This is a genomic window from Streptomyces sp. NPDC093801 (genome assembly GCF_040701585.1).
GTDB lineage: Bacteria > Actinomycetota > Actinomycetes > Streptomycetales > Streptomycetaceae > Streptomyces.
The window spans coordinates 17908-44283 of record NZ_JBFBDP010000015.1; the positions used below are offsets into that span (position 1 = coordinate 17908).

At 74.1% G+C, this 26376-nt stretch carries 18 protein-coding genes; 6 read left to right on the forward strand and 12 right to left on the reverse strand.

Annotation, left to right across the window (positions count from 1 at the left end; genetic code table 11):
- Positions 1–211 precede the first annotated feature (211 nt).
- The gene (locus AB0469_RS18730; RefSeq protein WP_366452519.1) at positions 212–4090 is read left to right on the forward strand and encodes a multifunctional oxoglutarate decarboxylase/oxoglutarate dehydrogenase thiamine pyrophosphate-binding subunit/dihydrolipoyllysine-residue succinyltransferase subunit; all 3879 of its coding nucleotides are present in this window, start codon (positions 212–214) and stop codon (positions 4088–4090) included.
- Positions 4091–4161: 71 nt separating this feature from the next.
- Here AB0469_RS18730 and fxsT read toward each other — a convergent pair whose 3' ends face one another.
- The 7 genes from fxsT to AB0469_RS18765 all read right to left on the reverse strand — a co-directional run bounded on the left by fxsT (position 4162) and on the right by AB0469_RS18765 (position 17839).
- On the reverse strand, positions 4162–7164 hold the full coding sequence (fxsT, locus tag AB0469_RS18735) for an FxSxx-COOH system tetratricopeptide repeat protein (RefSeq protein ID WP_366452520.1): 3003 nt from the start codon (positions 7162–7164) through the stop codon (positions 4162–4164).
- Between the two features lie 146 nt (positions 7165–7310).
- Positions 7311–8936: an HEXXH motif-containing putative peptide modification protein gene (locus tag AB0469_RS18740; protein WP_366452521.1), complete on the reverse strand. Its 1626-nt coding sequence runs from the start codon at positions 8934–8936 to the stop codon at positions 7311–7313.
- A complete protein-coding gene (locus tag AB0469_RS18745) occupies positions 8933–10213 on the reverse strand; it encodes an FxsB family cyclophane-forming radical SAM/SPASM peptide maturase (protein ID WP_366452522.1) in 1281 nt (426 codons plus the stop codon). Before AB0469_RS18745 ends, AB0469_RS18740 begins: the two co-directional genes overlap by 4 nt.
- Before the next feature lie 147 nt (positions 10214–10360).
- Positions 10361–10561: an FxSxx-COOH cyclophane-containing RiPP peptide gene (gene fxsA, locus AB0469_RS18750; RefSeq protein ID WP_366452523.1), complete on the reverse strand. Its 201-nt coding sequence runs from the start codon at positions 10559–10561 to the stop codon at positions 10361–10363.
- Positions 10562–10656: 95 nt separating this feature from the next.
- The gene (locus AB0469_RS18755; RefSeq protein WP_366452524.1) at positions 10657–14712 is read right to left on the reverse strand and encodes an SAV_2336 N-terminal domain-related protein; all 4056 of its coding nucleotides are present in this window, start codon (positions 14710–14712) and stop codon (positions 10657–10659) included.
- A gap of 6 nt (positions 14713–14718) precedes the next feature.
- The gene (locus AB0469_RS18760; RefSeq protein ID WP_366452525.1) at positions 14719–15729 is read right to left on the reverse strand and encodes a MoxR family ATPase; all 1011 of its coding nucleotides are present in this window, start codon (positions 15727–15729) and stop codon (positions 14719–14721) included.
- Between the two features lie 46 nt (positions 15730–15775).
- Positions 15776–17839, reverse strand: coding sequence for a trypsin-like peptidase domain-containing protein (locus AB0469_RS18765; protein ID WP_366452526.1), 2064 nt, complete (start codon positions 17837–17839; stop codon positions 15776–15778).
- Between the two features lie 147 nt (positions 17840–17986).
- On the opposite strand from AB0469_RS18765, the gene AB0469_RS18770 reads away from it, so the two are divergent.
- Complete coding sequence (locus AB0469_RS18770) at positions 17987–18172, forward strand: DUF6104 family protein (protein ID WP_018102711.1); 186 nt, start codon at positions 17987–17989, stop codon at positions 18170–18172.
- Between the two features lie 125 nt (positions 18173–18297).
- Here AB0469_RS18770 and sodN read toward each other — a convergent pair whose 3' ends face one another.
- Positions 18298–18693 carry a superoxide dismutase, Ni gene (sodN, locus tag AB0469_RS18775; protein WP_007266490.1) on the reverse strand — a complete coding sequence of 132 codons (396 nt, stop codon included), beginning with the start codon at positions 18691–18693 and terminating at the stop codon, positions 18298–18300.
- Between the two features lie 174 nt (positions 18694–18867).
- On the opposite strand from sodN, the gene sodX reads away from it, so the two are divergent.
- On the forward strand, positions 18868–19287 hold the full coding sequence (gene sodX, locus AB0469_RS18780) for a nickel-type superoxide dismutase maturation protease (protein ID WP_366452527.1): 420 nt from the start codon (positions 18868–18870) through the stop codon (positions 19285–19287).
- Here the strand turns inward: sodX and AB0469_RS18785 are convergent.
- Positions 19191–19820, reverse strand: coding sequence for a CGNR zinc finger domain-containing protein (locus tag AB0469_RS18785; protein WP_366452528.1), 630 nt, complete (start codon positions 19818–19820; stop codon positions 19191–19193). The genes sodX and AB0469_RS18785 overlap by 97 nt on opposite strands.
- Positions 19821–19924: 104 nt before the next feature.
- Here AB0469_RS18785 and AB0469_RS18790 point away from each other — a divergent pair, with 104 nt between their 5' ends.
- Positions 19925–20434 carry a hypothetical protein gene (locus AB0469_RS18790; RefSeq protein ID WP_366452529.1) on the forward strand — a complete coding sequence of 170 codons (510 nt, stop codon included), beginning with the start codon at positions 19925–19927 and terminating at the stop codon, positions 20432–20434.
- Positions 20435–20513: 79 nt separating this feature from the next.
- Here the strand turns inward: AB0469_RS18790 and AB0469_RS18795 are convergent, their stop codons facing one another.
- From AB0469_RS18795 to AB0469_RS18805, 3 genes are read right to left on the reverse strand one after another with little or no spacing between them, the layout of a single operon-like run.
- Positions 20514–21266, reverse strand: a complete 753-nt coding sequence (locus AB0469_RS18795) for an amino acid ABC transporter ATP-binding protein (protein WP_366452656.1) — start codon at positions 21264–21266, stop codon at positions 20514–20516.
- 11 nt (positions 21267–21277) lie between these two features.
- On the reverse strand, positions 21278–22231 hold the full coding sequence (locus AB0469_RS18800) for an amino acid ABC transporter permease (protein ID WP_042818979.1): 954 nt from the start codon (positions 22229–22231) through the stop codon (positions 21278–21280).
- Between the two features lie 30 nt (positions 22232–22261).
- Positions 22262–23212 (reverse strand): ABC transporter substrate-binding protein, encoded by a 951-nt coding sequence (locus AB0469_RS18805; RefSeq protein ID WP_366452530.1) that lies wholly within the window; start codon positions 23210–23212, stop codon positions 22262–22264.
- Between the two features lie 526 nt (positions 23213–23738).
- Between AB0469_RS18805 and AB0469_RS18810 the strand changes: the two genes are divergently transcribed.
- Positions 23739–24941 carry an NADP-dependent malic enzyme gene (locus AB0469_RS18810; RefSeq protein WP_366452531.1) on the forward strand — a complete coding sequence of 401 codons (1203 nt, stop codon included), beginning with the start codon at positions 23739–23741 and terminating at the stop codon, positions 24939–24941.
- A gap of 459 nt (positions 24942–25400) precedes the next feature.
- Positions 25401–26363: a zinc-binding dehydrogenase gene (locus AB0469_RS18815; protein WP_366452532.1), complete on the forward strand. Its 963-nt coding sequence runs from the start codon at positions 25401–25403 to the stop codon at positions 26361–26363.
- Positions 26364–26376 lie beyond the last annotated feature (13 nt).

Consider the following 26376-nt stretch of genomic DNA (forward strand, 5'->3'; position numbering starts at 1 on the left):
GGTCGTCAGGGGTGCGAGGCCACGGGGGTCGCAACCTGGCTGCCGCCTACCCGAACCACGCTTGTTTCCCGCCATTCCACGTGGCGAAACCCGCCGTTCGGTGTGACCTGCGCGACGGAAGTCCCGCCCGGCCTGCATTGCACCGCCGGGGAGGCGTAGCCTTTATTCCCGCTGTCCATACCTTGTGAAGCGGAAGAGGGCGGTTGCCGCCGTGTCGCCACAGTCCCCCAGTAACCCGAGCACCACGACCGACGCAGCAGAGGGCGGGAAGACCCCTGCCTCAGGCTTCGGCGCGAATGAGTGGCTCGTCGACGAGATCTATCAGCAGTACCTCCAGGACCCGAACTCGGTCGACCGGGCCTGGTGGGACTTCTTCGCCGACTACCAGCCGGGGGGCGCTGCCGCTCCGGTGAAGGCGGACGGTCCCGAGAAGTCCGCGACGACGGATGGCGCCTCCGCACAGGCCGCCACCGCCCCCGTCGCGCGCCCGCAGGCCGCCGACGCCGCCACGGGGGCGGCGCCCGCCGCGCCTGCCCCCGCCGCGACCACACCCGTGTCAGCTCCTTCCCCTGCTCCTGCCACCCCCTCTGGTGCCCCTGCTGTGACTGTCACCTCCCAGGCCCCGGCCGCCGCACCGGCCGCGCCCGCCCCTCAGGCCGCGGCTCCGGCCGCCACCACCCCGGCTCAGAAGGCCGCGCCCGCCACCGAGGCCCCCCAGGGCCCCGAGCTGGTGACGCTCCGCGGCCCCGCGGCCGCCGTGGCCAAGAACATGAACGCCTCGCTGGAGGTGCCGACGGCCACGTCCGTGCGCGCCGTCCCGGTGAAGCTGCTGTTCGACAACCGCATCGTCATCAACAACCACCTCAAGCGCGCCCGCGGTGGGAAGATCTCCTTCACCCACCTCATCGGCTACGCGATGGTGCAGGCCATCAAGGCCATGCCGTCGATGAACCACTCCTTCCAGGAGAAGGACGGCAAGCCGACCCTGGTCAAGCCGGAGCACGTGAACTTCGGCCTCGCGATCGACCTGGTGAAGCCGAACGGCGACCGCCAGCTCGTCGTCGCCGGCATCAAGAAGGCCGAGACCCTGAACTTCTTCGAGTTCTGGCAGGCCTACGAGGACATCGTCCGCCGCGCCCGCGTCGGCAAGCTGACGATGGACGACTTCACCGGCGTCACGGTCTCCCTGACCAACCCCGGCGGCCTGGGCACCGTCCACTCCGTGCCCCGCCTGATGCCCGGACAGTCGGTCATCATGGGCGTCGGCTCCATGGACTACCCCGCCGAGTTCCAGGGCACCTCGCAGGACACCCTGAACAAGCTGGGCATCTCCAAGGTCATGACCCTGACCTCGACCTACGACCACCGGGTCATCCAGGGTGCGGCCTCCGGCGAGTTCCTGCGCGTCGTCGCGAACTTCCTCCTCGGCGAGAACGGCTTCTACGACAGCGTCTTCGAGTCGCTGCGGATCCCGTACGAGCCGGTCCGCTGGATGCGCGACATCGACGCGTCCCACGACGACGACGTCACGAAGGCCGCCCGCGTCTTCGAGCTGATCCACTCCTACCGGGTCCGCGGCCACGTCATGGCCGACACCGACCCGCTGGAGTACAAGCAGCGCAAGCACCCCGACCTCGACATCACCGAGCACGGCCTCACCCTGTGGGACCTGGAGCGCGAGTTCGCGGTCGGCGGCTTCGCCGGCAAGTCGATGATGAAGCTGCGCGACATCCTCGGCGTGCTGCGCGACTCGTACTGCCGCACCACCGGCGTCGAGTTCATGCACATCCAGGACCCGAAGCAGCGCCGCTGGATCCAGGACCGCATCGAGCGCGCGCACTCCAAGCCCGAGCGCGAGGAGCAGCTGCGCATCCTGCGCCGCCTGAACGCGGCGGAGGCCTTCGAGACCTTCCTGCAGACGAAGTACGTCGGCCAGAAGCGCTTCTCGCTGGAGGGCGGCGAGTCCGTCATCCCGCTGCTCGACGCCGTCATCGACTCGGCCGCCGAGGCCCGCCTCGACGAGGTCGTCATCGGCATGGCCCACCGCGGCCGCCTGAACGTCCTGGCGAACATCGTCGGCAAGTCGTACGCGCAGATCTTCCGCGAGTTCGAGGGCAACCTCGACCCGAAGTCCATGCACGGCTCCGGCGACGTCAAGTACCACCTGGGCGCCGAGGGCACCTTCACGGGCCTGGACGGGGAGCAGATCAAGGTCTCGCTCGTCGCCAACCCCTCGCACCTGGAGGCCGTGGACCCGGTCCTGGAGGGTGTCGCCCGCGCCAAGCAGGACGTCATCGGCAAGGCCGGCACGGACTTCACCGTCCTGCCCGTCGCCCTGCACGGCGACGCCGCGTTCGCCGGCCAGGGCGTGGTCGCCGAGACGCTGAACATGTCGCAGCTGCGCGGCTACCGCACCGGCGGCACCGTCCACGTCGTCATCAACAACCAGGTCGGCTTCACCGCCGCCCCGGAGTCCTCGCGTTCGTCGATGTACGCGACCGACGTGGCCCGCATGATCGAGGCGCCGATCTTCCACGTGAACGGCGACGACCCGGAGGCCGTGGTCCGCGTCGCGCGGCTCGCCTTCGAGTTCCGCCAGGCGTTCAACAAGGACGTCGTGATCGACCTCATCTGCTACCGCCGCCGCGGTCACAACGAGTCGGACAACCCGGCGTTCACGCAGCCGCTGATGTACGACCTGATCGACAAGAAGCGCTCGGTGCGCAAGCTGTACACCGAGTCCCTCATCGGTCGCGGCGACATCACGCTGGAAGAGGCGGAGCAGGCGCTCCAGGACTTCCAGGGCCAGCTGGAGAAGGTCTTCGCGGAGGTCCGCGAGGCCGCCACGCAGCCCGCGGGCGCCGCCGTCGCGCCGGCGCAGACCGCCCAGGAGTTCCCGGTCTCGGTGAACACCGCGATCTCGCAGGACGTCGTCAAGCGGATCGCCGAGTCCCAGGTCAACATCCCCGAGGGCCACACGGTCCACCCGCGTCTGCTGCCGCAGCTGCAGCGCCGCGCGGCGATGATCGACGACGGCACCATCGACTGGGGCATGGGCGAGACCCTGGCCTTCGGCTCGCTGCTGATGGAGGGCACCCCGGTCCGCCTGTCCGGCCAGGACTCCCGCCGCGGCACCTTCGGCCAGCGTCACGCGGTCCTCATCGACCGGGAGACCGGCAAGGACTACACGCCGCTGCAGTACCTGTCGGACGACCAGGCCCGCTACAACGTCTACGACTCGCTGCTCTCCGAGTACGCGGCCATGGGCTTCGAGTACGGCTACTCGCTGGCCCGCCCGGACGCGCTCGTGCTGTGGGAGGCCCAGTTCGGTGACTTCGTCAACGGCGCGCAGACCGTCGTCGACGAGTTCATCTCCTCGGCCGAGCAGAAGTGGGGCCAGACCTCCGGCGTCACGCTCCTGCTGCCGCACGGCTACGAGGGCCAGGGCCCGGACCACTCGTCCGCCCGCCCGGAGCGCTTCCTGCAGATGTGCGCGCAGGACAACATGACGGTCGCGATGCCGACCCTGCCGTCGAACTACTTCCACCTGCTGCGCTGGCAGGTCCACAACCCGCACCACAAGCCGCTCATCGTCTTCACCCCGAAGTCGATGCTGCGCCTGAAGGCCGCGGCGTCGAAGGCGGAGGAGTTCACGAGCGGTACCTTCCGTCCGGTCATCGGGGACACCACGGTCGACCCGAACGCCGTCCGCAAGGTCGTCTTCTGCGCGGGCAAGGTCTACTACGACCTGGAGGCCGAGCGGGAGAAGCGCGGCATCACCGACACCGCGATCATCCGCATCGAGCGGCTGTACCCGCTGCCGGGCGCGGAACTCCAGGCGGAGATCGCCAAGTTCCCGAACGCGGCGAAGTACATCTGGGCCCAGGAGGAGCCGGCGAACCAGGGTGCGTGGCCGTTCATCGCGCTGAACCTGATCGACCACCTCGACCTGGCGGTCGGCGCGGACATCCCGGCGGGCGAGCGCCTGCGGCGCATCTCGCGTCCGCACGGCTCGTCCCCGGCGGTGGGCTCCGCGAAGCGCCACCAGGCGGAGCAGCAGCTGCTGATGAACGAGGTCTTCGAGGCGTAGTCGCCACCGCGACCCGCACGGAGGAGGAAGGCCCGGTCCCCCAGGAGGGGGGCCGGGCCTTCCGGCGTCCGCTACGGCTGCGGTTCGAAGTCCCAGTAGGGGCGCGTCTGCTGGCGGGCCGAGACCGTGTGGACGTGCTGGGGGCCCAGGGTGCGGGTGAGGGCCTTGAGGCCGGCGTCCTCGTGTTTGGCGGCCTCCGCGTCCTCCCGAACCGAGCGCAGGTCGGCGGCCAGGGCGATCTGGGCGCTGAGGGCCATGGGGTGGTCGGGGCCGAGGACCTGTTCGGTGGCGCGCAGGGTCTCGCGGCTGAGGTCCAGGGCGGAGTCCAGGCGGCCGGTGATGTTGCGGTGACCGGTGGCGTTGAGGGCGCAGCCCAGGGTCCAGGGGTGGCGGTCGCCGAGTGCGCCGCGCATGCCGACCAGGGCCTGTTCGGCCAGGCTCAGGGCCTCGGCGCGTTCGCCCTGGGCGCGCAGGACCAGGCCGAGGTTGCCGACCGTGCCGATGCTGTACGGGTGGGCGAGGCCCAGCTGTGACTGGTAGCCGCGGACGACCTCCTCGGAGATCCGGCGGGCCTCCTCGATGTCCCCGTACTCGCGCAGGTAGGTGGCGTAGTCGGAGGCGACCATCAGGGTCCAGGGGAACTCGGCGCCGAACACGCGGGTGGAGCGTTCCAGGACGCTGCGCAGGCGGGCGCCGGCGCCGGGGATGTCGCCGGTGCGGCGCAGGCACTGGCCGAGGTTGTGTTCGGCGCGCAGGGTCTGCGGGTGGTTGGCGCCGAGGACCTGGACGTGCAGTTTGAGGCCCTGTTCCTGGCGGGCGAGCGCCTCGCGGTAGCGGCCCATCAGGCGCAGGCCCATGGCGCAGCCGATGCCGGAGGAGAGCGTGGCGATGTGCCGGACGCGCAGCACGCGTTCGCGGCGGCGCAGGGTGTCCAGGTCGGTGTCGTAGGCCTCCTGGTAGCGGCCGAGCAGGCGCAGGGCGACGGCGACGTTGTTCTGGGCGTTGAGGGTGGTGGAGTCGTCCTCGCCGAGGAGTTCGCGGTAGCTGGCGAAGGCGTGTTCCAGGAGGGTGCGGGCCTGGTCGAACTTGGCGGTGCTGAGCAGGACGCCCGCGTAGGTGCTGGTGGCGCGGAGGGTCTCCAGGTCGCGTTCGCCGCGTTCGGCGACGAGCCGGTCGGCGACCTGGCGGGCGAGGGCCTCGGCCCGGCGGAAGTGTCCGAGCATGCGCAGGGCGCCGCCGTAGTGGTAGCTGAGTTCGCGGACCTGGTCGTGGTCGTCGCCCAGCATGGCCCGCCAGACGCCGTCGGTCTGTTCGGACAGGCGCAGGCAGGTGCGGTACTCGCCGGCGAGGATCAGGAAGCGCAGGCAGTGCAGCAGGAAGTTCTGGATGCGGGGGTTGCTGCTGGTGAGCACCCCGGCGGGTTCCAGGTGCGGGATGAGTTCGGCGTAGCGGGGCCACAGCCGGGAGTCGGTGGGGCGGCCGGGGTCGGCGGCGGCGAGGACCTGGCGGACGGCGCGGGAGAGCTGGTCGGCCTCGTCCTCGGCGAGGTTCTCGCGGACGATGTTGTGGACCATGCGGTGCAGCTGGACGGTCTCCAGGCCGCCGCCCTCCTCGACGGACAGGTCGGAGTACTCCAGGCGGACGACGGAGAACTGGACGAGTTTGTTGAGGGCGGCGTTCCAGCGGATCTGGTCGTTGACGATCCCGGCGAGGTGTTCGGGGACGTCCTCGGCGGGGAACTCGCGCAGCAGGCGCAGCGGGACCCGGCCGGGGGCGAAGAAGACGAACAGGCGCAGCAGGGCGAGGGCGTCGGGGAAGTTCTCGCGGACGTTGTTGAGGAGTATCGCCAGGGCGGTCGGGAACGGCAGCGGGTAGTCGTCGGAGAGGGTGACGGCCTCGTGGGAGTCGAGGCGGCGCTGGAGGAGGGCGAGGTACTCGCCGACGCCGAGCGGGGAGTCGGCGAGCCAGCCGGCGGTCTGGTCGAGGGCGAGGGGGTAGTCCTCCAGGGCCTCGGCGAGCTGGTCGGCCTCCTCCCCGGTGAGGCGGCGGGCCCGGCGGCGGATGAAGGTGACGGACTCCGGGCGGGCGTAGAGGGGGACTTCGACGAGGCTGGTGTGCCGGGCGGCCCATTCGCGGTTGCGGGAGGTGATGATGACGTCGCCGGCGCCGGAGGGCAGGAGGTCGGTGAGGTCGTCGGGGTTGTCGCAGCCGTCGAAGACCATCAGCCAGCGGTGGTACGGGGAGCCGCGCCGCAGTGCCTCCAGGACGGCCCGGATCTGCTCGCCGTAGCTGCCGGCGCCGCGCGGCAGGCCGAGTTCGACGGCCAGGTCGGCGAGCCGTTCGCGGAGGGTGGGGCGGTCCTCGGCGGGGACCCACCAGACGACGTCGTACTCGGAGGCGAAGCGGTAGGCGTACTCGGTGGCGACCTGGGTCTTGCCCACCCCGGACAGTCCCAGGAGGGTGACGGTGGAGGCGCCGGGCGGGGCCTCGGTGAGGGCGGCGCGCAGGCGGCCGATGACGTCGTTGCGGCCGGTGAAGCGGGGGTTGCGGCGCGGGACGCGGCCCCAGATCTCGGGCGGGTCGTTGGGGAAGCGGGGGCCGCGGCGGCCGCTCTCGGTGCCGATCCGGTCGGTGGGCAGGTCGAGGCGGCGCAGGACCCGGTACTCGGCCTCGTAGGCGTCCAGGCCCCACAGGTCGGCCTTCTCCAGGGCCGCGACGGCGCTGGGCAGCGGGGCGTCGGTGAGGCAGACGGCGGCGAACCGGTCGGGGTGGGCCTCGGTGACGGTGCGCAGGGCCGCGTTCCACTCCTCGTCCGTGTGGGTGCCGACGGAGAAGTAGCGCTCGCTGAGGACGACGAGGACCTTGCCGCCCGCCCGGGCGAGGTCGTCGAGGGCCTCGGTGATGCCCGGGCCGGTCTGCGGGTCCCAGCGCTGGAGGGCGACGCGGTGGCCGTGCTCCTCCAGGCGGTGGGCGATCCACACCGCCCAGGGGCGGTTGAAGCCGGCGAAGCTGATGACGAAGCGCTGGGGCTGGGCGGCTCCGTCGCGGTCGTGACGCGTACCGGTACCGGTCATGCGGCCGTCTCCCTGGGGTGTCCGGGCGGTGGACGGGTGCGGGGCGGTGCGGGGGCGCTGCCGCCGGCGGTGGTGCCGGGGCGGCAGGGCCGGTGCGAGGGGCGGTGCGAGGGGCGGGCTTGAAAGGTACCGCAGCGGACGGCCCGTCAGGCCCCTGCGAACGGCGCGAGTTCGGGGTGTGCCGCGCACCAGGCGCGGCGCTCGCGTTCGAGGGCGCGGCGGGCGGTGGCGTGCTGGTCGCCGGGCGGCGGCAGCTCGTCCATGGCCCGCTCGGCCTCGGCCATGCCGTCGACGAACTCCCGTCCGGTGGAGGTCAGTCGGGCGTGGGCGCGCAGGACGGGCAGGACGGCGGCCACCTGGGCGCGGATCCGGGCGTGCTGGGCCCAGGCGCCGCGGGCCCCGTAGAGGGCGGCGCGCTGCCAGTAGCCGGCCAGGGCCAGGTGGGCGTACGTGCCGTGGAGCAGCCCGTCGAGGGGGCGCGGGTCGGGGCGCCAGGGGGCCCAGTGGCGGGGGGCGCGGTCGGCGGTGTGGAGGGTGAGGACGTCGGTGAGGGCGGCCAGCTTGCCGTGCTGGACCTCGTGGACGAGGGTCGCGGCCAGCGCGGGCGGGGACTGGCCCCGGGCCAGGACCGCCCCGGCGGCGGCGGGGAGGGTGGCGCCGCTGGAGCGGGAGCCTCCGCCGAGGGGGACGACGGAGCGCAGCAGGCGGCCCGCCTCGTCGGCGCGGGCGGAGTCGTAGCGCTCCAGGAGGGTGAGCGCGCCGGTCCACTGGGTGTCCCAGCGCTTGTGCCCCTTGGGGGTGAGCCGGCGGGCCGGGCGGACGGGCGCGGGGTGTCCGGTGGCGGGGGCGCGGTAGGGGTCGAGGTCGTCGAGGGAGGTGCGGCCGCCGGGCAGGGGGTGGAGCGGGAGGACGTCGGAGGTGTCCCAGGAGCGTTCGGTCAGGGCGAGCGGGCCGGGCCGCTCGGGGCGCAGCAGGCCGAGGGTGGGCAGGGCGAGGCGGCCGTGGGCGGGCCGCAGGGTGGTCTTGAAGCCGATCCCGGCGCGCAGGGCGGCGGCGGCCGCGAGGGCTCCGAGGTGCCCGAGGTCGGGGGCGGGCCCGTGCGGGGCGTGCAGCCGGCGCAGGGTCTCTTCGGCCCACACCCCGGTGGAGGGGTAGTGCAGGACGTCCCGCACGGCGTCGGGATCCTGGCGCTCGGCCTCCTCCAGGAGCTCCCACCACTCCCCGGCCTCGGTCCCGGGGGCGGCGTCGAGCACGGCCCGCAGCAGGAGCAGCCGCTTGGACCGGCGGATGTCGCCGACGAGGCGCAGCCCTTCGGGCGAGGGCTCGGTGGAGGCGAGGTCGCGCAGGACGCGTGACCCGACGGAAAACCGCGCGAGAACGGCGGGCGGTCCGCCGGGGGCGCCGGTGCCGCCGGCGGCCTCGGGCGCGCCGGGGCCGCCGGGGGCGGGCCGTGCGACGGGCCGCGCCGGGGCGGCCGGGTGGGCCCCGGCGCCGCGAGGGGGCCCGGCGGGGTCCGGCGCCTTCGGCGACCGCGCCGGACCCGCCGGCTGGGCGGGGACGGCGGAACGGATCCCTGGCGGTTCCCCGGCGCCGCGGGGGGGCTCGGCGGGGTGCGCCGGGCCCGCGGACGACTGGGCGGGGAGCGGCGGGCGGGCGACCGGCGGGGTCCCGGGGGCGCGGGGGGCTTCGGCGGGGGCCGGGGGGCGCGGCGGGCGGGCCGGGTCGGCGGGCCCGGTGGAGCGGGCGGGGTCGGGGGGTGCGGGGTGGGTCATGAGGCGGCCCGTTGGGTCGTGGCGGCCGTGTGGACCGCGCGGGCGATGTGGCGGATCAGGGTCTGGAGGTCCGCGCAGTACACGGACGGCTGCTGGAAGCCCTCCCCCTCGCGGTAGCGGTGGGGGTAGTGGCCGCCGCCGCAGACCTCCACCAGCTCGCAGCCCCGGCAGCCGGCGGCGAGGGCGTCGCGGCCGAGCTGGCGGGCGGCGAAGCCGGGGTGGTCGAGGAGGTCGTCGAAGCTGTGGGTGTCCAGGGTCATGCCGGTCGCCGCGGCCCCTTCGTAGGCGGACTTCAGGGAGTCGGCCTGCTCGATGCTGCCGTCGGTCTCCACCACGGCGGTGGTGGCGGGGGCCAGGCCGAGGCTCTCGGTCGCCGCGGGCAGGCCCAGCAGCAGCGCGATGACCTCTTCGAAGATCCGGATGCGGGTGCGCCGCGCCCCGTCGTGCCACCAGCGTTCGAAGACGGCGATCAGCCAGTCGGCGTACGGGGTGCCGGGGGCCGGGCCGGTACGGCCGGGCGGCGGGGTGCTCCAGTTGGCCAGGGGGAGCAGCAGGCCGATGGCGGGCGGGGCGAACGCGAGCAGGGACTCGTACGTCTCCACCGGGTCCTGCGCGATGTCGGCCACGCACAGCACCCCGGCGTAGCCGGCCGGGTGCCGGGCCAGCAGCCTCAGGCCGTGGGCGGCCGCGCCGAAGCCGGGCCGGCCGGCGTGGTCGACGCGGCGGGCGTTGTGCGCGGGGAGCCCGCCGTCGAGGCTGACGCCGATGCGGATCCCGGCGGCGGCCAGGGCGGCGATCCGGCCCCGGGTGAGCAGGGTCGCGTTGGTCTGCACGCTCGCGGTGACCCGGGTGCGGGGCGAGCGGCGGGCCAGCGCGGCCCGTACCGCCTCGACGGGGGCGGCCAGTTCGGCGGGGGCGGCGAGGAGGGGCTCCCCGCCGTGCAGGACGAGGTCCACGCGGGGCAGTTCGTGCGCGGCGGCGTGTTCGGCGATGCGCTCGGCCGCGCGCAGGGCGGTGGCGGGGGCCATGGCGGCGGGGCGGGTGCGCCAGCTCTGGTCGGCCATCTCGTAGACGTAGCAGTAGGTGCAGGCGAGGTTGCACCGGCTGTGCGTCTTCAGCACGAACTGCGCCACGGGCTGCGGCAGATGGCCGGCGGCGCGCAGGGCGGGGACGTCGAGCCGGGCGTACGGCCAGGGCGCGTGCCGGGCGTGGGCGGCGAGGCCGGCGGGGGTCCGGTGCGCGGGCAGCGCGGGGCCGCTCGTGGTCGCTCGGCTCATCGCCCGTACCTCCTCCCCCGGCCACCGCTGGGGTGATCCGGCCCCCAGGACGGTCCATCCCTGCCCTCCGGACGGGCCCGGCTAACGGCGGAAAGTGGTCAACTCCGGGCGGTACGGACGCGTGCGGCGGCCTTGCGGGGGCCGGGGTCAGGCGACGCCCGAGTCGAAGGCGTTGAGGATCTCGGCCGGATGGGTGACCCGCTCGACGAGGCCCTCGATGACCTCGGCGAGCACCGGGTGGGCGATGCCGCGCAGGGCGGCCAGGTCGAGCCCGGAGAGGTCGGGGAGCTGCCCGGCGCAGGGGCGGGGGTCGGGGGGCGCGGCCACTTCCTGACGTCCGGTCACCATGGGCTGCCCGTCCCCCTGTCGCACCGTGGAATGTGGAATGCGGTGGAATGCCGTGGTCCACTGCCCTTTCCCGCGGTCCGGCGGGGGGAAACGGCTCATCCGCCGCTCTCCAGGGCGTGGATCCGCGCCCGGACGGCCTCGGCGCGCTCCCCGTCGGGCAGGCCCTGGCGCTGCCACAGCTCCAGGGCGGCCCGGTACGCGTCCAGGGCCGCCCGGGGTCTGGCCAGGCGCTCCAGGACCCCGCCGCGCAGTTCCTGGACCCGGGCGGCGAGCCGGAGGGCGGCGGCGGTGTCCCCGGGGCCGTCGTCCGGGCCGGCCCCCAGGGCGGCGCGCCAGGCCCGGCGGTAGGAGTCCGCCGCCCGGTCGAGCCGGTCGGCGGTGCGGGTGTGGAAGTGGATCTCCTGCTGCACGTCGCCGTGGTCGCGCCAGGCGCGGGCCCGCTCCAGTGCGCTGCGGCTCTGCCGGACGGCCAGCTCCAGCAGGTACTCGGCCTCGCGGAGGTCGACCAGGTCCCCCTCGTACGTGTGCCGCAGCCGCAGCCCGGAGGCCAGCCGCAGCAGCCGGTACGCGGCCCCGGGGTCGGACTGCGCCACCGCCGACCGGCTCTCGCGCAGCACCCGTACGGCGGTGGAGGCGAAGCGGCGGCCGTCGGCGGCGCGGGCCCGCTCCAGGAGCACGTCGCCCCACTCGGGCAGCAGTTCGGCGTAGGCGTCGCCGTCGCGGGGGATCAGCCGCCGGGCCCGCCCGTACGCCTCGGCGGCCTCCTCCAGGGCCGCGGGCTCCCCGTCGCGGGCGTACCGGGCCCGGTGCACGCGGGCGAGGCACAGCAGGGCGGCGAGCCGCAGTTCGGGCTCCCCGACCCCCTCGTCGAGCGCCCGCAGCAGCTGGGCGCGCGCCTCCTCCAGCCGCACGGGCAGGTACCGCAGCGCCCCGGCGAGCTCCACGCGCACCCGGGCGATCCGCCGCGCCCGCTCGGCTCCCCCGGGGGCGGTCCGGGCCCGGCCGGCCGTCCCGGCGCCGGTACGGGCGGCGGGGACCGCGCCCCATCCGGCGGCCGGGCCGGCACCGGGAAGGGCGGCGTCGTCCGTGCCGGGCCCCGTGATCCCGCCCGAGCCGGGCCGGACGGCGGAGCCGGCGCCGTCCCCGGGCCCGGGGCACTCGTGGGCCGCGGCGCCCCCGCCCCGCCCGCCGCCCCCGGTTCCGGTTCCGCCGCCGGTTCCGATTCCTGCGCTGGGTCCGGATCCGGCGGTGGGTCCGGATCCGGCGCCGGGCCCGGATCCGGTTGCGGCACCGGTTCCGGTTCCCGCCCGAGCCCCGGGTCCGGTTCCGGTGCTGGTTCCGACTCCTGTGCCGGGTCCGGGTCCGGGTCCGGCGCCTGGTCCGGGTCCGGTTGCGGAGCCGGTTCCGGTTCCTGCGCGAGCCCCGGGTCCGGTTCCGGCATCGGCTGTTCCGGTCCCGGTTGCGGTTCCGGCTCCGGGTTCGATTCCAGCGCCGGGCCCGGTACCGGTGCCGGGCCCGGTACCGGGTTCGGCTGCGGCGCCGGGTTCGGTTCCGGTCCCCGTTCCGGCGGCGGGTCCGGGGGCTGCGTTCCCTTGGGGTCCGGGGGTGCCGGTGCGGGGGGCCGCGGCTCCGCCCGGCCCCGTGCCGGCGTCCGTACCGCCCCCGGGGGCCGGGTGGCCGGGGGCGCCCGGGGCCCGGCCGTCGGCGGGAGGGCCGTGCGGGGCGGGGACCGCTCCGGGGCCGGCGGGGCCCGGGCGGCGGTCCGGGACGGGGGCCGTCTGTGCCGGGTCCGCCTCCAGTGCGGCGAGGGCCGTCGCCAGGGCGGCGGCCGCGCGTTCCGCCAGGGCCGTGCGCTCCGCCGGGTCGGGGGTGCGGGCCAGGAGGGCCAGCAGGGCCCCGCCCAGGGCCAGCAGGACGTCCGGGTGCGCGGTCCCCGGGCCGGCGGCCAGGGGCTCCAGGGCGGCCAGGGCCTCGTGGAGCGGGCCCGCGTCCGCGCGGAGTTCGGCCAGCCGGACCAGGGTCCGGGCCCGGCGCACGGCGCAGTCCACCCGCAGGTCCCCGTCCTGCGCGGCGGCGGCCCCGGCCGCGGCGAACTCCCGGGCGGCGGCGGCCAGCAGCGGCTCCTCGTCCGGGCCCGACGCCAGGGCCCGCTCGTACAGGACCCGGCCCAGCGCCGCCCACCCCGCGGCGGTCCGCAGCCCGGTCACGGCCCGCTCGGCCTCGTCGAGAAGCTCCGGGTCCCGCTGGGCCGCCCACAGCCGCAGCAGCACCCCGGCCAGTTCGGCCTCGGCCTCCTCCGGCGGGTCCCCGGGCCCGGGCGGGACCGCCACGGCCCGCCGCAGCAGTGCGGCGGCGTCGTGCAGGTGGCGGGCGTCGCCGTCGGCGTCGCCGAGGGCCAGCCGGTCGCGCGCCGCCCGCACGGACGCGGCACGGCCGGGCGGTACGGGTGCCGGAGCCGGCTCCGGTTCCTCCTCCGGGGGCCCGGGCAGGTAGCGGCGTACGACCTTCGCCGAGACCTGCGCGAAGGCCTGGGGCAGCGGCCCCGCCGGCGCCTGCTCGGCGTCCTCGTCGTCCTCCGCGGGCTCCCCGGCCGGAGCTCCGGTCAGCTGGGAGACCGCGAGCGCGGGAAAGTTGCGCACGCCCCGGCCGAAGTGCGCCAGGACGTACTCCGAGCAGTGCTTGAGCACCAGCGCGGCCTCGTCCCGCCCCAGCGGCCCCAACAGCACGTCCTGCACCCCGGGCACGAACTCGTACCAGGGCCCGGACGCGGCGCCGCTGCGCCGCAGCAGCCCGCTGAGCAGGACCTCGGCGAGGTCGGACGGCTCCGAGTCGGGCAGCATCGTCCGCTGCACCAGCCGCATCACGGGCAGGGTCAGCGGCGCCGCCGACAGGTACACGGCGAGCTGTACGGCGCCGGGCGCGGCGGAGGAGCGGAAGCGGTGCACCAGCTCGCGCGGGGGCCGGGCGGTCGCGGGCAGCGGCACGGGGGCGGCCGGATGGCGGGCCAGCACCCGGCCCACCTCCGCCGGTACGGGCCCGGAGCCGAGTCCGGCGACGAGCCGCGCCCAGGCGCCCAGCGCGCTCGCGCTCGGCGGCAGCACCGGCACCGTCAGCCCGCCGGTGGGCCGCCCGGGGCGGGCGGGCCGGTCCGGGCGGAACCGCAGCCCGGGCCCGCCGCGCGCCGCCCCGGCCCCGCCGCCCGGGGCCCGCTCCAGCACCCCGCGCTCGGTCGGCAGCCAGCTGCGGCCCCACAGCCGCTGCGGCAGGGGCTGGACCACGACGCAGGGGGCGCACTCGGCCCAGCGGTGCAGCAGCCGCTGCGCCTCCCCCTCCCGCCACACCGGGCCGGCGCAGTCGGAGACCACCATGGTCAGCGCCCGCCCGGTGGGGTCGCGCAGCTGGTCCCCGGAACGCACCCCGGCGGCCGGCGAGGGGCCGCGGCCGACGGCGGCGGTGCCGTCGGGGAGCCGGTGCAGGTAGTGCACCTGGACGTCCCGGAAGGCGCCCAACCGCTCGCACACCGCCCGCAGTTCGTCGAACACGTCCTGCCACACCGCCATGGACGGGGAGGCGTCCATCACCAGCCGTACGGTGGCCTCGCGCCGGGTTTCGGGCCGGAAGACCGGCAGGACCAGCCCGAGGGCGCGGGCGCTGGCCTCGGCGGTGGCGGGCTCGTCGAGGACGGTACGGGCGGGCGGGCCGGGCGGCCGGTGGCGCTGGAGGGCGCGCAGGGCCCGCTGGATGTCGAGTATCCGGGGCAGCGCGGCCGCCCCGGGCACCCGTACGGGGACCCCGGCCACCGGGACCTCGGCCTCGGGGGGTTCCAGCGCTCCGGCGGGGTAGAGCCGGACCGGGTCCTCGTCGCCGTCGTCGTCCTCCCGTACCCGGGCGGGCGGCGGCTCCCCGGCGTCCTCCGGGGGGCTCGCGGCGGGGGGCCGCCCGGGCGGGGCCTTCGCCCGGGTCCGGGCCGGCGGCGGCTCCTGGCCGGGGCCGTCGCCGGGCGCCGCCGCGCGGGCGGCCTCCCGGGTCCGCCCGGCCAGCCACAGCGCGTCGGCGAGCTCCTCGGGGGACGGGTCGAGCCCGGCGGCCCGGAGCAGCCCGGCCAGCGTGCGCAGACCCGCGGCCTCGTGGTCCGCGTGCTCTCGGGGCACCGGCCCTCACCTCGGACGGTCGAGGCGCTGGATGAGCAGGTCCGCGAGGTCCTCGCGGCTGGGCGGTGAGGCGTAGTGGGTGAGGTAGATGGCGTTGAGCAGCTGGTCGGCGGCGACCAGCTCGGAGCGCGAGCGGCTGAGGAACTCGCGGATCAGGTCCGCCCCGAGCTGGGCGGCCTCGTCCCCGAGGTGGGCGCGGACCATGGTGGCGAGGCGCTTCTCGCCGGGCTGGGCCAGCTTGAGCTGGATGCAGCGGCGCAGCAGGGCGGCGGGGAAGTCCCGTTCGCCGTTGCTGGTCAGGATGATGAAGGGGAAGGCGCGGCAGCGGACCCGCCCGTCGCGGACGGTCGCCTTGGTCCCGTCGTCCGTGAGGACCTGCACCTCGGGCTCGGAGTCGGCGACGCGTTCGAGCTCGGGGAGGGTGAACTCGCCCTCCTCCAGCACGTTGAGCAGGTCGTTGGGGAGGTCGATGTCGCTCTTGTCGAGCTCGTCGACGAGCAGGACGCGCGGCCGCGCGGTGGGCAGCAGGGCGGTGCCGAGGGGGCCGAGCCGGATGTACTTCCCGATGCCGGGGGCGGCTCCCGCCCCTCCGCCGCCGGCGGCGATCTGCACGTCCTGGAGCCGGGCGAGGGCGTCGTAGCGGTAGAGCCCTTCCTGGAGGACGGTCCTCGACACCACGGGCCAGCGCAGCACGCGGCCGAGCTTCAGCTCGTGCGCGACGGCGTGCGCGAGGGTGGACTTGCCGGTGCCGGGGTAGCCGGTCACCAGCAGCGGCCTGCGCAGGTAGAGCGCGGCGTTGATGGCCTCCAGCTCCTCCGGCTCGGGCCGGTGCAGTTCGGCGGCCTGCCGGTGGGCTCCCAGCCGGCGCGCGACGTTCCCGTCGGCGGCCGCGGCCGCCGCGCCGGGCTCGGCGACGGGCCCGCCGTCGAAGTCCCGCCAGGGCGGCGGGTCGGGCAGGGCGTCGATCCCGTCGTGGGGCTCGCCCACGCCCCGGTAGATGAGCCATTCCTCGTTCACTGCCGCTCCCTCCCGCGCCTCAGCCGCTCTTCCCCGGGCCCCCGCCTCACAGATCCCCCTGGAGCGGCTCGTCCTCCGGCAGGGCCCGGGCCGGGTCCTCCCAGACGAGTGCCAGCCCGGCCGCCCAGTACGCGTCGGGGTCCGCTCCGTGGGCCCTGCGGCGCAGGGCCTGGAGCCGCAGCGGGAGCACCGCGCCCCGGCCCGCCTCGGCGAGCTCCTCCCGCACCCCCCGGTGGAAGGGCGCGCAGGAGGCCCCCGGGTCCTCCGGGGGGCGCCGGCACAGCACCGCCCCGTACCCCGCGTCCCGTACGGAGTGCAGCGCGCCCAGCGTCGGTTCGGCGGCCGGGTCCCGGCAGAGCACCGGCACGGTGGTGTCGGCCAGCCCCTCCAGCCAGCCCGGCGAGGGGCTGCGGGGCCGGCCCCTCGCGCAGTCGGCGCGCTGGTCCAGCAGGGGTCCCGCCTGCACCCGGGCCCAGCGCGCGTCGGCGGCGGGGCTCCCGCCGCCGTCCGGGTGGCGGAACACCACCGGCCGCTGCACCCCCACCGGGACCCCGCCCGAGACGGCCCACGCGTCGACCGCGAGCCCGAACAGCTCGGGCGCCACCGCCACTTCGAGCAGCGCCGCCGCCTCGTGCGTGTCGCAGCGGCGGAACCCCTCGGCGAGCGGGGCCCGCAGCACGTCGGGCAGTCCCGCCAGGCTGGCCCGCACGCCGGCGGCGACCGGGGTGACGCGGCCGGGGCGGGCGGGGCCCGCCAGGACCGACACCCGCCAGTCGTAGACGTCCTCCCAGCCGTGCGCCCAGGCCTCCAGCAGCACGGACGGCCCGGCCGGCAGGCCCGCCGGCCGGCGGGCGCGGCCCAGCGCCGCCTGCCCGGCCGCCAGGCGCCGGCGGAGCTCCCGCTCGGCCAGACCCCGTTCGTGCCGCTCGGCGAGCTCCCGGCGCAGCGGCCGCCACAGCCGTTCGGCGGTGGTCCGCACCCAGTCCCACAGCTCGTCGTCGGCTCCGGGCGCGGGCGGCTCGCGGTGGTCGGCGACGCTGACGCCGGTGGCGTAGCGGAGCACCGCCGCGGCCTCGCCGCCGGCGCCGGGCGGATCGTGCAGCAGTCCGAGGCCGTCGCGCCAGCTGAGCGGGGCGGGCAGGGTGCTGTCGGGTTCCTCGCCGCGCGCCTGCTCGGCGAGCTCCCGTACGGCCTCCGAGGAGCCGGGCGGCGGCAGTTCGGCGAGCAGCCCGCACAGGGTGGTCCGCTCGCCGGGCGTGAGCCGCCCGCGCCCGCCGTAGGGGTCCGCCTCCCCGAGCAGCAGGACGTCGTGCACGTCGGTCCAGGTCCGGCGGTTGTCGAGGTCGCTGAGGTGGCGGTCGTAGTGGTAGAGGTCGTGGGCCTGCATGACCCGGCGGTAGAGCCCGGTCCGGCCGGCCGCGGGCATCGGCAGGGTGCGCAGCTGCGCCACGGACACGGCGAGACCGCCGCCGCCCGTGTGCCGCCGGGCCTTGACCACGCCGACGACCTCCCCGCGGGCCAGGTCGACGACGGGGCCGCCGGACATCCCGGCCTCGATCTCGTCGTCGTCGCCGAGGCGGATGGCGGCCCCGTTGCCGGCGAGGCCGCGCAGCCGGGTGGTGCGGCCGGTGATCTCGCGGATGCCGAGCTCCTCGGTGCAGCCGAAGTAGGCGGCCTCGTCGAGCCGGGGCCGGGCCCGGTCGGTGAGCCAGACGCAGGTGTGGGTGACGGGGGCGAGGACGCGGACCAGCGCGAGGTCCGGGAGGTCCCACAGGGCCCGCCGCCCGGGACGGCGCTCCTCCAGCCGCTCGGGCAGGACGCACTCCACCCGCCCGGTGACCGTCCCGGTGGTGGTGGTGTCTCCCCCGGGGAAGAAGCTGATGCCGACCTCACGCCCCGCCAGACGCACCCCGGCACCCCCTTCACCGACGACGTGCGCGCACGTGAGGACCCAGCCGGGGGCGATGAAGAAGCCGCTCCCCCAGGTGGGTCCGGTTCCAGCGCTGTCATACCCGCCCGGAGCCGCGTGGACGCGTACCGTCGCGGCCCGGACCAGGGGCTCCAGGAGCTCGAAGGCGCGCGCGGATCCGGCCGTGCGCCCGTCCGGCATCCCGTGACCCCCTTCTCCCGCACGTCCCAGCGGGTGCGTCCACGCTAGCGCCGGGGGCCGCACATCGGGAGGTGTCGCCGGGGACCCGGCTTATCCTGGCGGGAAACACCCCGTTCCCCCGACTCACTACATGGCACGGAGCCCGACTTGTACTTCACCGATCGCGGCATCGAGGAGCTGGAGAAGCGGCGCGGCGAGGAGGAGGTCACCTTCGAGTGGCTCGCCGAGCAGCTGCGCACCTTCGTGGACCTCAACCCCGACTTCGAGGTTCCGGTCGAACGCCTGGCCACCTGGCTGGCACGGCTGGACGACGACGAGGACGAGGACGAGTAGTCGTCCCGACGGCCGCCCCGGGGCGCGCGGCGACCAGCGCGTGCGCCGTCCGGGGCGGACGACCGAGGGGCCCGACCGCACGCGCGGTCGGGCCCCTCGGTGGTTCTGCTGGGGGAAGGCCCGGATCAGGCGGCCTTGGTCTCCCAGAAGATGCGGTCGATCTCGGCGATGAGCTCCAGGGCCTTGGCGCCGGTCGCCGGGTCGTTCGACGCCTTGGCGGCCGAGAGGGCCTTCAGGGTGTCGTTGACCAGCGTGTGCAGCTGCGGGTACTTCTCGAAGTGCGGGGGCTTGAAGTAGTCGCTCCACAGCACCGACACGTGGTGCTTCGCGAGCTCGGCGCGCTGCTCCTTGATGGTGATGGCGCGCGCGCGGAAGTCCGCGTCCTCGTTGGCCTGGTACTTCTCCTGGACGGCCTTGACGGACTCGGCCTCGATGCGGGCCTGGGCCGGGTCGTACACGCCGCAGGGCAGGTCGCAGTGGGCGGAGACCTTCACCTTGGGGGCGAAGAAGCGGGAAAGCATGGAGTGGGTCCTCCTCGTGATCGTCTTCTCAAGGGTGGAGATTACTCGCTGAGAAGACGGAAATCGCGGGCGCCCCCATGGGCTTAGGACAAAAGTCCAGCCTCCGCCGAGGAGTGGTGAGCGAACCTACGGGGCCGTACGGCAGCATGCGGGGCAGGGACGAGGAGGCCGGAGATGGCGGAGAGCGGGCGGGCGCGGGTGCGCTTCGGGATCACGGAGGTGTCGGGGCCGTCGATGGTGCCGACGCTGCTGCACGGGGACAGGATGGTGGTCCGGTACGGGGCGCTGGTCCGACCGGGTGACGTGGTGGTGTTCCGGCATCCGCTCCAGCAGGACCTGCTGGTGGTGAAGCGGGCCGCCGAGCGCCGGCCGGGCGGCTGGTGGATGCTCGGCGACAACCCGTTCAACGAGACGGGGGACAGCACCGACTACGGGGCCGTCCCCGACGAGCTCGTGCTGGCGACGGCCGTGCTGCGGCTGCGGCCCCGCGGGGCCCTTCAGAGTTCGCTGAGGGCCCGGCTGTCCTGGGCGCTCTCGGCGGTCCGGCCGCTGCGCGCGGACTCCTCGGCCTCCAGGCGCTTGCGGGCGCGGTAGGCGGCGACGTTGGCGCGGGTGGCGCAGCGGTCGGAGCAGTAGCGCCGGGAGCGGTTGGTGGAGGTGTCGAGGTAGGCGTTGCGGCAGGGCGGCGCCTGGCAGAGGCCGAGCCGGTCGGGGCCGTGCTCGGTGAGGTGGAAGGCCAGGCCGAAGGAGGCGATCGCGGCGTAGCCGGCGGAGGCGTTGGAGGGGTGGTCGGCGAGGTGGATGTGCCAGTCGGGGCGGCCGTCGGGGCCGACGAGCTCGTGGCCGGAGACCTGGGGGCTGACGGGGAACTCCATGAGCAGGGAGTTGAGGAGGTCCACCGCGAGGACGTGGTCGCCACCGTCGGCGGCCTCGAAGACGGCGCGCAGCCTGCCGCGGACGTTGCGGAAGCGGGTGACGTCGGTGTCGGTGACCCGGCGGGCCATCTGCACGCTTGCGCCGAAGAGGGCACGGACGTCGTCCGCCGAGGTGAGGGCGTCCTTGTTGCGGGCCGGCTCCTCGGTGTTGACCAGGCGCACGGCATAGTCCGAGTAATGGGCCAGTTCCACTTGTAGTCCTTACGGCTGCGGGTTGGGGTCGGGCACGGGCGCCGGTAACGGCTGCTCTCGCTTCGAGGGTATTACGTACGGAGGGGTTCGGGGTGACGGATGCGGTGACTGGCTCGTTCGGTACGGACCGGCGGGCCTGGCAGGACAGCCGGGACCGCCGGCAGGAGTGGTACGCGCCCGACCGCGAGGAGCGGTTCCGGGTGATGCCGGACACGATCGAGGCGCCGACCGGCCCCGCGCCCCGGGTGCCGGACCTCGCGTGCGGTACGGGAAGTATCACGGTCCGCCTCCTCGAACGGTTCCCGGTGGCGGTGGCCACGGGGCTGGATCCCGACCCCGCGCTGCCGGCGCCCCCTGCCGCCGGACCGCCCCGGCGGTCCGCCCCGGCGGTCCGCCCCGGCGGGGTCTTCGTGAACGCCCACCCCATGCCCGACGCCTGCACCCCGCGCATCGACGCAGCCGAGGCCCGCTTCGCGGTCTACGGGGAGCACGCCGGCGGGGAATCCCCCGACGCGGCCCGGCACGCCCGCGCCCTGCGCGCAGCCGGCTTCGCCGAGGCCCGCACGGTCTGGCGCTCCCCCTCGGACGCGCCGGTCCTAGGACCGAAGCAGTAACTTCCCCGGCGACAGCGCGAAGGGGCGGTACGGCAGACCCGTACCGCCCCTTCTCCGCACCCCTGGGGGGTCCGGAGCGCTAGAGCACCTTGGAGAGGAACGCCTTCGTGCGGTCGTGCTGCGGGTTGCCCAGCACGTCGCGCGGGTGGCCGGACTCGACCACGACGCCGCCGTCCATGAAGACGAGGTTGTCGCCGACCTCGCGGGCGAAGCCCATCTCGTGGGTCACCACGATCATGGTCATGCCCGACTCGGCCAGGTCGCGCATGACGTCGAGGACGTCGCCGACCAGCTCGGGGTCGAGGGCCGAGGTGGGCTCGTCGAAGAGCATCAGCTTCGGCTCCATGGCCAGCGCGCGGGCGATCGCGACGCGCTGCTGCTGGCCGCCGGAGAGCTGGGTCGGGTAGTTCCCGCCCTTGTCCCCGAGGCCCACGCGGTCCAGGAGCTTGACGGCGCGCTCGCGCGCCGTCGCCTTGCTCTCGCCCTTGACCATGACGGGCGCTTCCATGACGTTCTCTATGGCCGTCATGTGCGGGAAGAGGTTGAAGCGCTGGAAGACCATGCCGATGTCGCGGCGCTGGGCGGCGACCTCGCTGTCCTTCAGCTCGTAGAGCTTGTCGCCCTTCTGCTTGTAGCCCACCAGCTGGCCGTCGACCGAGAGCCGGCCGGCGTTGATGCGCTCCAGGTGGTTGATGCACCGCAGGAAGGTGGACTTGCCGGAGCCGGACGGGCCGACCAGGCAGAAGACCTCGCGGGGGGCGACTTCCAGGTCGATGCCCCGCAGGATGTGGGCGGCGCCGTACGACTTGTGGACGCCTTCGGCCTTGACCATCGGCTGGGCGGTCACTTCGCCACCTCCGTACGGCGGAACATGTTCAGGTTGGCCTTGAGCCGCTCGAACGGGGTGGGCGGCAGGGTGCGCTGCGCACCGCGGGCGTAGCGGCGCTCCAGGTAGTACTGGCCGACGCTGAAGACGCTGGTCAGCGCGAGGTACCAGATGGAGGCGACGAAGAACATCTCCATGACCGCGCCGGCGGTGCTGCCGATGTTGGAGCTGGCCCGCAGGAGTTCGGTGTACTGGACCGCCGAGACCAGGGAGGAGGTCTTCAGCATGTTGATGAACTCGTTGCCGGTCGGCGGGATGATCACGCGCATGGCCTGCGGGAGCACGACGCGGCGCATGGTCTGCGTCTGGGTCATGCCGAGCGCGTGCGAGGCCTCGGTCTGGCCCTCGTCGACGGACTGGATGCCCGCGCGGACGATCTCCGCCATGTAGGCGCCCTCGTTGAGGCCGAGGCCGAGGAGGGCGACCATGAACGGCGTCATGACGTCCACGGTCTCGTTCTTGTAGATCGGTCCCAGGTTGATGTACTGGAAGATCAGCGGGAGGCTGAACCAGACCAGCAGCTGCACGTAGACCGGGGTGCCGCGGAAGAACCAGATGTAGAGCCAGGACACGAAGCTGGTGACCGGGTTCTTCGACAGCCGCATCACCGCGAAGAGGATGCCGAGCGCGAGGCCCAGCGCCATGGCGGAGATGCTGATGATGATGGTGTTCAGGAGGCCGCTGAGGACCGCGGGGTCGAACAGCTTGTCGCCGACCGTCGCCCAGATGATCTTGCCCTGGGAGAAGGCGTAGACGAGCCATCCCAGGAGTACGGCGACGACCACAGCGCTGATCCAGCGGCCGTAGTGCCGTACGGGGATTGCCTTGATGGCCTCGTAGGGGGTGGTGCCCGAGGCCCCGGGCCCGGCCGGCGGAGTCGCGGCCGGACCCTTGTCGATCTTGTCAGTCACAATGACTGCCCTTCAGTGGAGCGCTCGGTATTACTTTCCAGCGTTGACCGTGGCGGACTGCACGGCGCTTTCCTTCACGTTCCACTTCTCGAGGACCTTGGCGTAGGAGCCGTCCTTGATCGTGGCGTCGAGGGCGTCCTTCAGGGCGTCGCGGAGCTGGGTGTTGTCCTTGGAGACCGCGATGCCGAAGAGGCCGACGTCGGACTGCTGGCCGCCGACCTCGAAGTCGTTGCCGCCGCCGGAGGTCTTGGCGATGTAGGCGGTGACCGGGTAGTCGTTCAGGTCGGCCACGGCGCCGCCGGCCTTGACGCGGGTCTGGGCCTCGGCGTCGGTGTCGAAGGCCTCGATGGTGAGCTTCTTGTCGGCGCCGCACTTGTCGGCCTGGGCCTTGAAGGTGTCCTCGTAGATGGTGCCGCGCTGGACGGCGACCGTCTTGCCGCAGAGGTCGTCGAGGGACTTGATGTTGTCCGGGTTGCCCTTCTTGACCAGGAGCGAGACGCCGGAGGACATGTAGTCGACGAAGTCGACGCCCTTGCCGATCTTCTGGCCCTTGTCGTCGAGGCCTTCCTGGCGCTTCTTGTTGTCCGTGATCGAGGAGATGGCCACGTCCTGGCGGCCGGTCTCCAGCGAGGTGATCAGGCCGTCGAAGGTGCCGGAGGTGAAGACGAACTTCACGCCGAGCTGCTTGCCGAGCGCCTCGGCGAGGTCCGGGTCCACGCCGACGATCTTGCCGTTGTCGACGTATTCCATCGGAGCGTAGGCGGTGTCCGAGCCGACCTTGATGACACCCGCGTCCTGGATCTTCTTCGGCAGCTTGGAGAACAGCGGGGCGCTGCTGTCCGCCTTGCCCGTGCCCGAGGAGGCCTTGTCGGTCTGGTCGCCACAGCCGGTGAGGATCAGGGCGCCGGCGACCGCGATCGCGCCGACCGCGGCGATCCGGGACCGGGCGGCGGTCGTACGACGGGTGGTGCTTGCGGTCATGAGCTGGTTCCTCCGACAGGGGTGGAAAAGCATCCGAGAACAGGTCGAGCACGCACCATCGAGTGCCGCGTCCCTGTGTGATTACGGCATCTTGCCATTCGGACTGGCGCATTCAGGGTGCCCGTGAGGTCAAAATCAGATAACGGGCGCCCCCGACTACCCAACAGGACTGCGGGCAAGGCCCCTCGGAGCCGCACAAACCGCCGTGACCTGGCGTTTTCACCTCACTATTTGCGGTGCGTCTCAGGTGCTGGACACAGACCTTTGGACTTTTGGCCAAAACCGGGACAAGGACCCTACGATCGGTCCGGAATCGACTCGTCTGGGCGTGTGCTCTTCGGGTAGAACAGATCCTTACACCCCTCATCCGGGGCTCAGGGCGCGCGTGCGGCGCGCCCGCGCGTACGAACCTCCCCTCCGCGGAGGCGGGCCAACCGTCGAAGCGGAGTACGAACGCGGTGCCCGCCCACCCCTTAACCAGGAGTGGCCACCCTCAATGATCAAAGGACTTAAGGGGTCACACGAAGTGGCAGCGGAGATCGTCAACCCTCGCAGTGACAGTGCGACGGACAACAACCCCGATGCGGTGTTCGCGCTGCACCGGGGCGGCAAGATGGCCATCCAGGCCACCGTGCCCGTCAAGGACAAGGATGACCTGTCCCTGGCCTACACGCCCGGCGTGGCGAAGGTGTGCACCGCCATCGCCGAGCAGCCCGAGCTCGTGAACGAGTACACCTGGAAGTCCAACGTGGTCGCCGTCGTCACCGACGGTACGGCCGTGCTCGGACTCGGTGACATCGGTCCCGAGGCCTCCCTCCCCGTCATGGAGGGCAAGGCCATCCTGTTCAAGCAGTTCGGCGGCGTGGACGCGGTGCCGATCGCGCTCGCGACCAAGGACACGGACGAGATCGTCGAGACGGTCATCCGTCTGGCGCCGTCCTTCGGCGGGGTGAACCTGGAGGACATCTCCGCCCCCCGCTGCTTCGAGATCGAGCGGCGCCTCCAGGAGGCCCTGGACATCCCGATCTTCCACGACGACCAGCACGGCACGGCCATCGTGACGCTGGCCGCCCTGCGCAACGCGGCCAAGCTGACCGGCCGCACGCTCGGCGACCTGCGCGCCGTGATCGCGGGCGCCGGCGCGGCGGGCATCGCCATCGCCAAGATCCTCGTGGACGCGGGCATCGGCGACGTCTGCGTCACCGACCGCAAGGGCGTCGTCTCGGCGGACCGCACCGACCTGACGGACGTCAAGGCGGAGATCGCGGGCCTGACCAACAGGACGGGCCGCAGCGGCACGCTGGAGGAGGCCCTCGCGGGCGCCGACGTCTTCATCGGCGTCTCCGGCGGCACGGTGGGCGAGGAGGCCGTGGCCTCGATGGCCCGGAACTCCTTCGTCTTCGCCATGGCCAACCCGAACCCGGAGGTCCACCCCGACATCGCGCACAAGTATGCGGCGGTCGTGGCCACGGGCCGTTCGGACTTCCCGAACCAGATCAACAACGTGCTGGCCTTCCCGGGCATCTTCGCGGGCGCCCTGAAGGTCCGCGCGACCCGGATCACCGAGGGCATGAAGATCGCCGCCGCCGACGCCATCGCCGGCGTCGTGGGTGACGAGCTCGCCACCGACTACGTGATCCCCTCGCCGTTCGACGAGCGCGTCGCCGAGGCCGTCACGGCCGCGGTCGCCGCGGCCGCGAAGGCCGACGGGGTGGCCCGCCTCGTCTGAGGCGGAGCCCCGCGGGGCCGTACACGAAGAGGCCCGGCCGGAGCGATCCGGCCGGGCCTCTTCGTGTACGGAGGGCCGCCGCGCAGGGGAACGCACCCTCCCCGCCCCCGAACGGGGAGGGGACGTCCCGGGTCCTTCGCCGCGGCCGGCCGTGGGCCTCCTCACCGGCTCGACCAGGCACGACCAGGCACGACCGGGCGCGCGGAAAGAGCGCGCGAAGGGCGCCCCGGGAACGCAGCAGGAGTGTGCGGGGCGCTCGACACGAGCATGACGAGCCACCGCATGGCCTGAATATTACCCCCATCCGGGGGCAGTCGATCTCTTCCGTTTAGCTCTATGAGGCCTGCAAACTACATGGCACGGACGGTAGTTGAGAGAACCCCCTCCGATTCCGCTCCCGGCCGCCCGGACCCGGTCGCCCCTGGTCATGGGCCCTACCGACCGGTAGCCTCTGGCGCCATGTTCGCTGCCTACGCCGCCCGAATCGACCGAGACCAGCCCCTGAACGGCCTCGTGCTGGGCGAACGCCCGGCCCCCGAGGCCCGCCCCGGCTGGGTGACCGTCAACGTCAAAGCCGCCTCGCTGAACCACCACGACCTGTGGTCCCTGCGCGGGGTGGGACTCGACGCCGACAAACTGCCCATGATCCTCGGCTGCGACGCGGCCGGCACCGACCAGGACGGCAACGAGGTCGTCCTGCACTCCGTGATCGGCCAGAGCGGCCACGGCGTCGGCCCGGACGAGCCCCGCTCGGTCCTGACCGAGCACTACCAGGGGACCTTCGCCGAGCAGGTCAGCGTCCCGGCCTGGAACGTGCTGCGCAAGCCCGCCGAGCTCTCCTTCGCGGAGGCCGCCTGCATGCCGACGGCCTGGCTCACGGCGTACCGGATGCTCTTCACCAACGCCGGGGTCCGCCCCGGGGACTCGGTCCTCGTCCAGGGCGCCGGCGGCGGGGTCGCCACCGCCGCGATCGTCCTGGGCCGGGCGGCGGGCCTGCGCGTCTACGCCACCAGCCGCGACGAGGCCAAGCGCAAGCGCGCGGTGGAGCTCGGCGCCCTGGAGGCCTTCCCGCCGGGCGCCCGGCTCCCGCACCGCGTGGACGCGGTGATCGAGACCGTGGGGGCGGCCACCTGGTCCCACTCGGTCAAGTGCCTGCGCCCCGGCGGCACCCTGGTCATCTCGGGCGCCACCAGCGGGGACACCCCGCCGCACGGGGAGCTGCGGCGGATCTTCTTCCTGGAGCTGAAGGTGGTCGGCTCGACGATGGGCACCAAGGACGAGCTGGAGGACCTCCTGTCCTTCTGCGCCACCACCGGCGTCCGCCCGGTCATCGACGAGGTGCTCCCCCTGGACCGGGCCCGCGAGGGCTTCGCGCGCCTGGAGTCCGGCGACCTGTTCGGGAAGATCGTCCTCACGGTCTGAGCCTCCGCGACGC

What these genes read in the sequence shown, in the direction of transcription:
- AB0469_RS18765 (WP_366452526.1), bottom strand. Translation starts at nt 17,839, where the DNA reads ATGCCGGACGGGCGCACGGCCGGATCCGCGCGCGCCTTCGAGCTCCTG.
- AB0469_RS18815 (WP_366452532.1), top strand. Translation starts at nt 25,401, where the DNA reads ATGTTCGCTGCCTACGCCGCCCGAATCGACCGAGACCAGCCCCTGAAC.
- AB0469_RS18740 (WP_366452521.1), bottom strand. Translation starts at nt 8,936, where the DNA reads ATGACCCACCCCGCACCCCCCGACCCCGCCCGCTCCACCGGGCCCGCC.
- AB0469_RS18805 (WP_366452530.1), bottom strand. Translation starts at nt 23,212, where the DNA reads ATGACCGCAAGCACCACCCGTCGTACGACCGCCGCCCGGTCCCGGATC.
- sodN (WP_007266490.1), bottom strand. Translation starts at nt 18,693, where the DNA reads ATGCTTTCCCGCTTCTTCGCCCCCAAGGTGAAGGTCTCCGCCCACTGC.
- AB0469_RS18745 (WP_366452522.1), bottom strand. Translation starts at nt 10,213, where the DNA reads ATGAGCCGAGCGACCACGAGCGGCCCCGCGCTGCCCGCGCACCGGACC.
- AB0469_RS18795 (WP_366452656.1), bottom strand. Translation starts at nt 21,266, where the DNA reads ATGGTCAAGGCCGAAGGCGTCCACAAGTCGTACGGCGCCGCCCACATC.
- fxsT (WP_366452520.1), bottom strand. Translation starts at nt 7,164, where the DNA reads ATGACCGGTACCGGTACGCGTCACGACCGCGACGGAGCCGCCCAGCCC.
- fxsA (WP_366452523.1), bottom strand. Translation starts at nt 10,561, where the DNA reads ATGGTGACCGGACGTCAGGAAGTGGCCGCGCCCCCCGACCCCCGCCCC.
- sodX (WP_366452527.1), top strand. Translation starts at nt 18,868, where the DNA reads ATGGCGGAGAGCGGGCGGGCGCGGGTGCGCTTCGGGATCACGGAGGTG.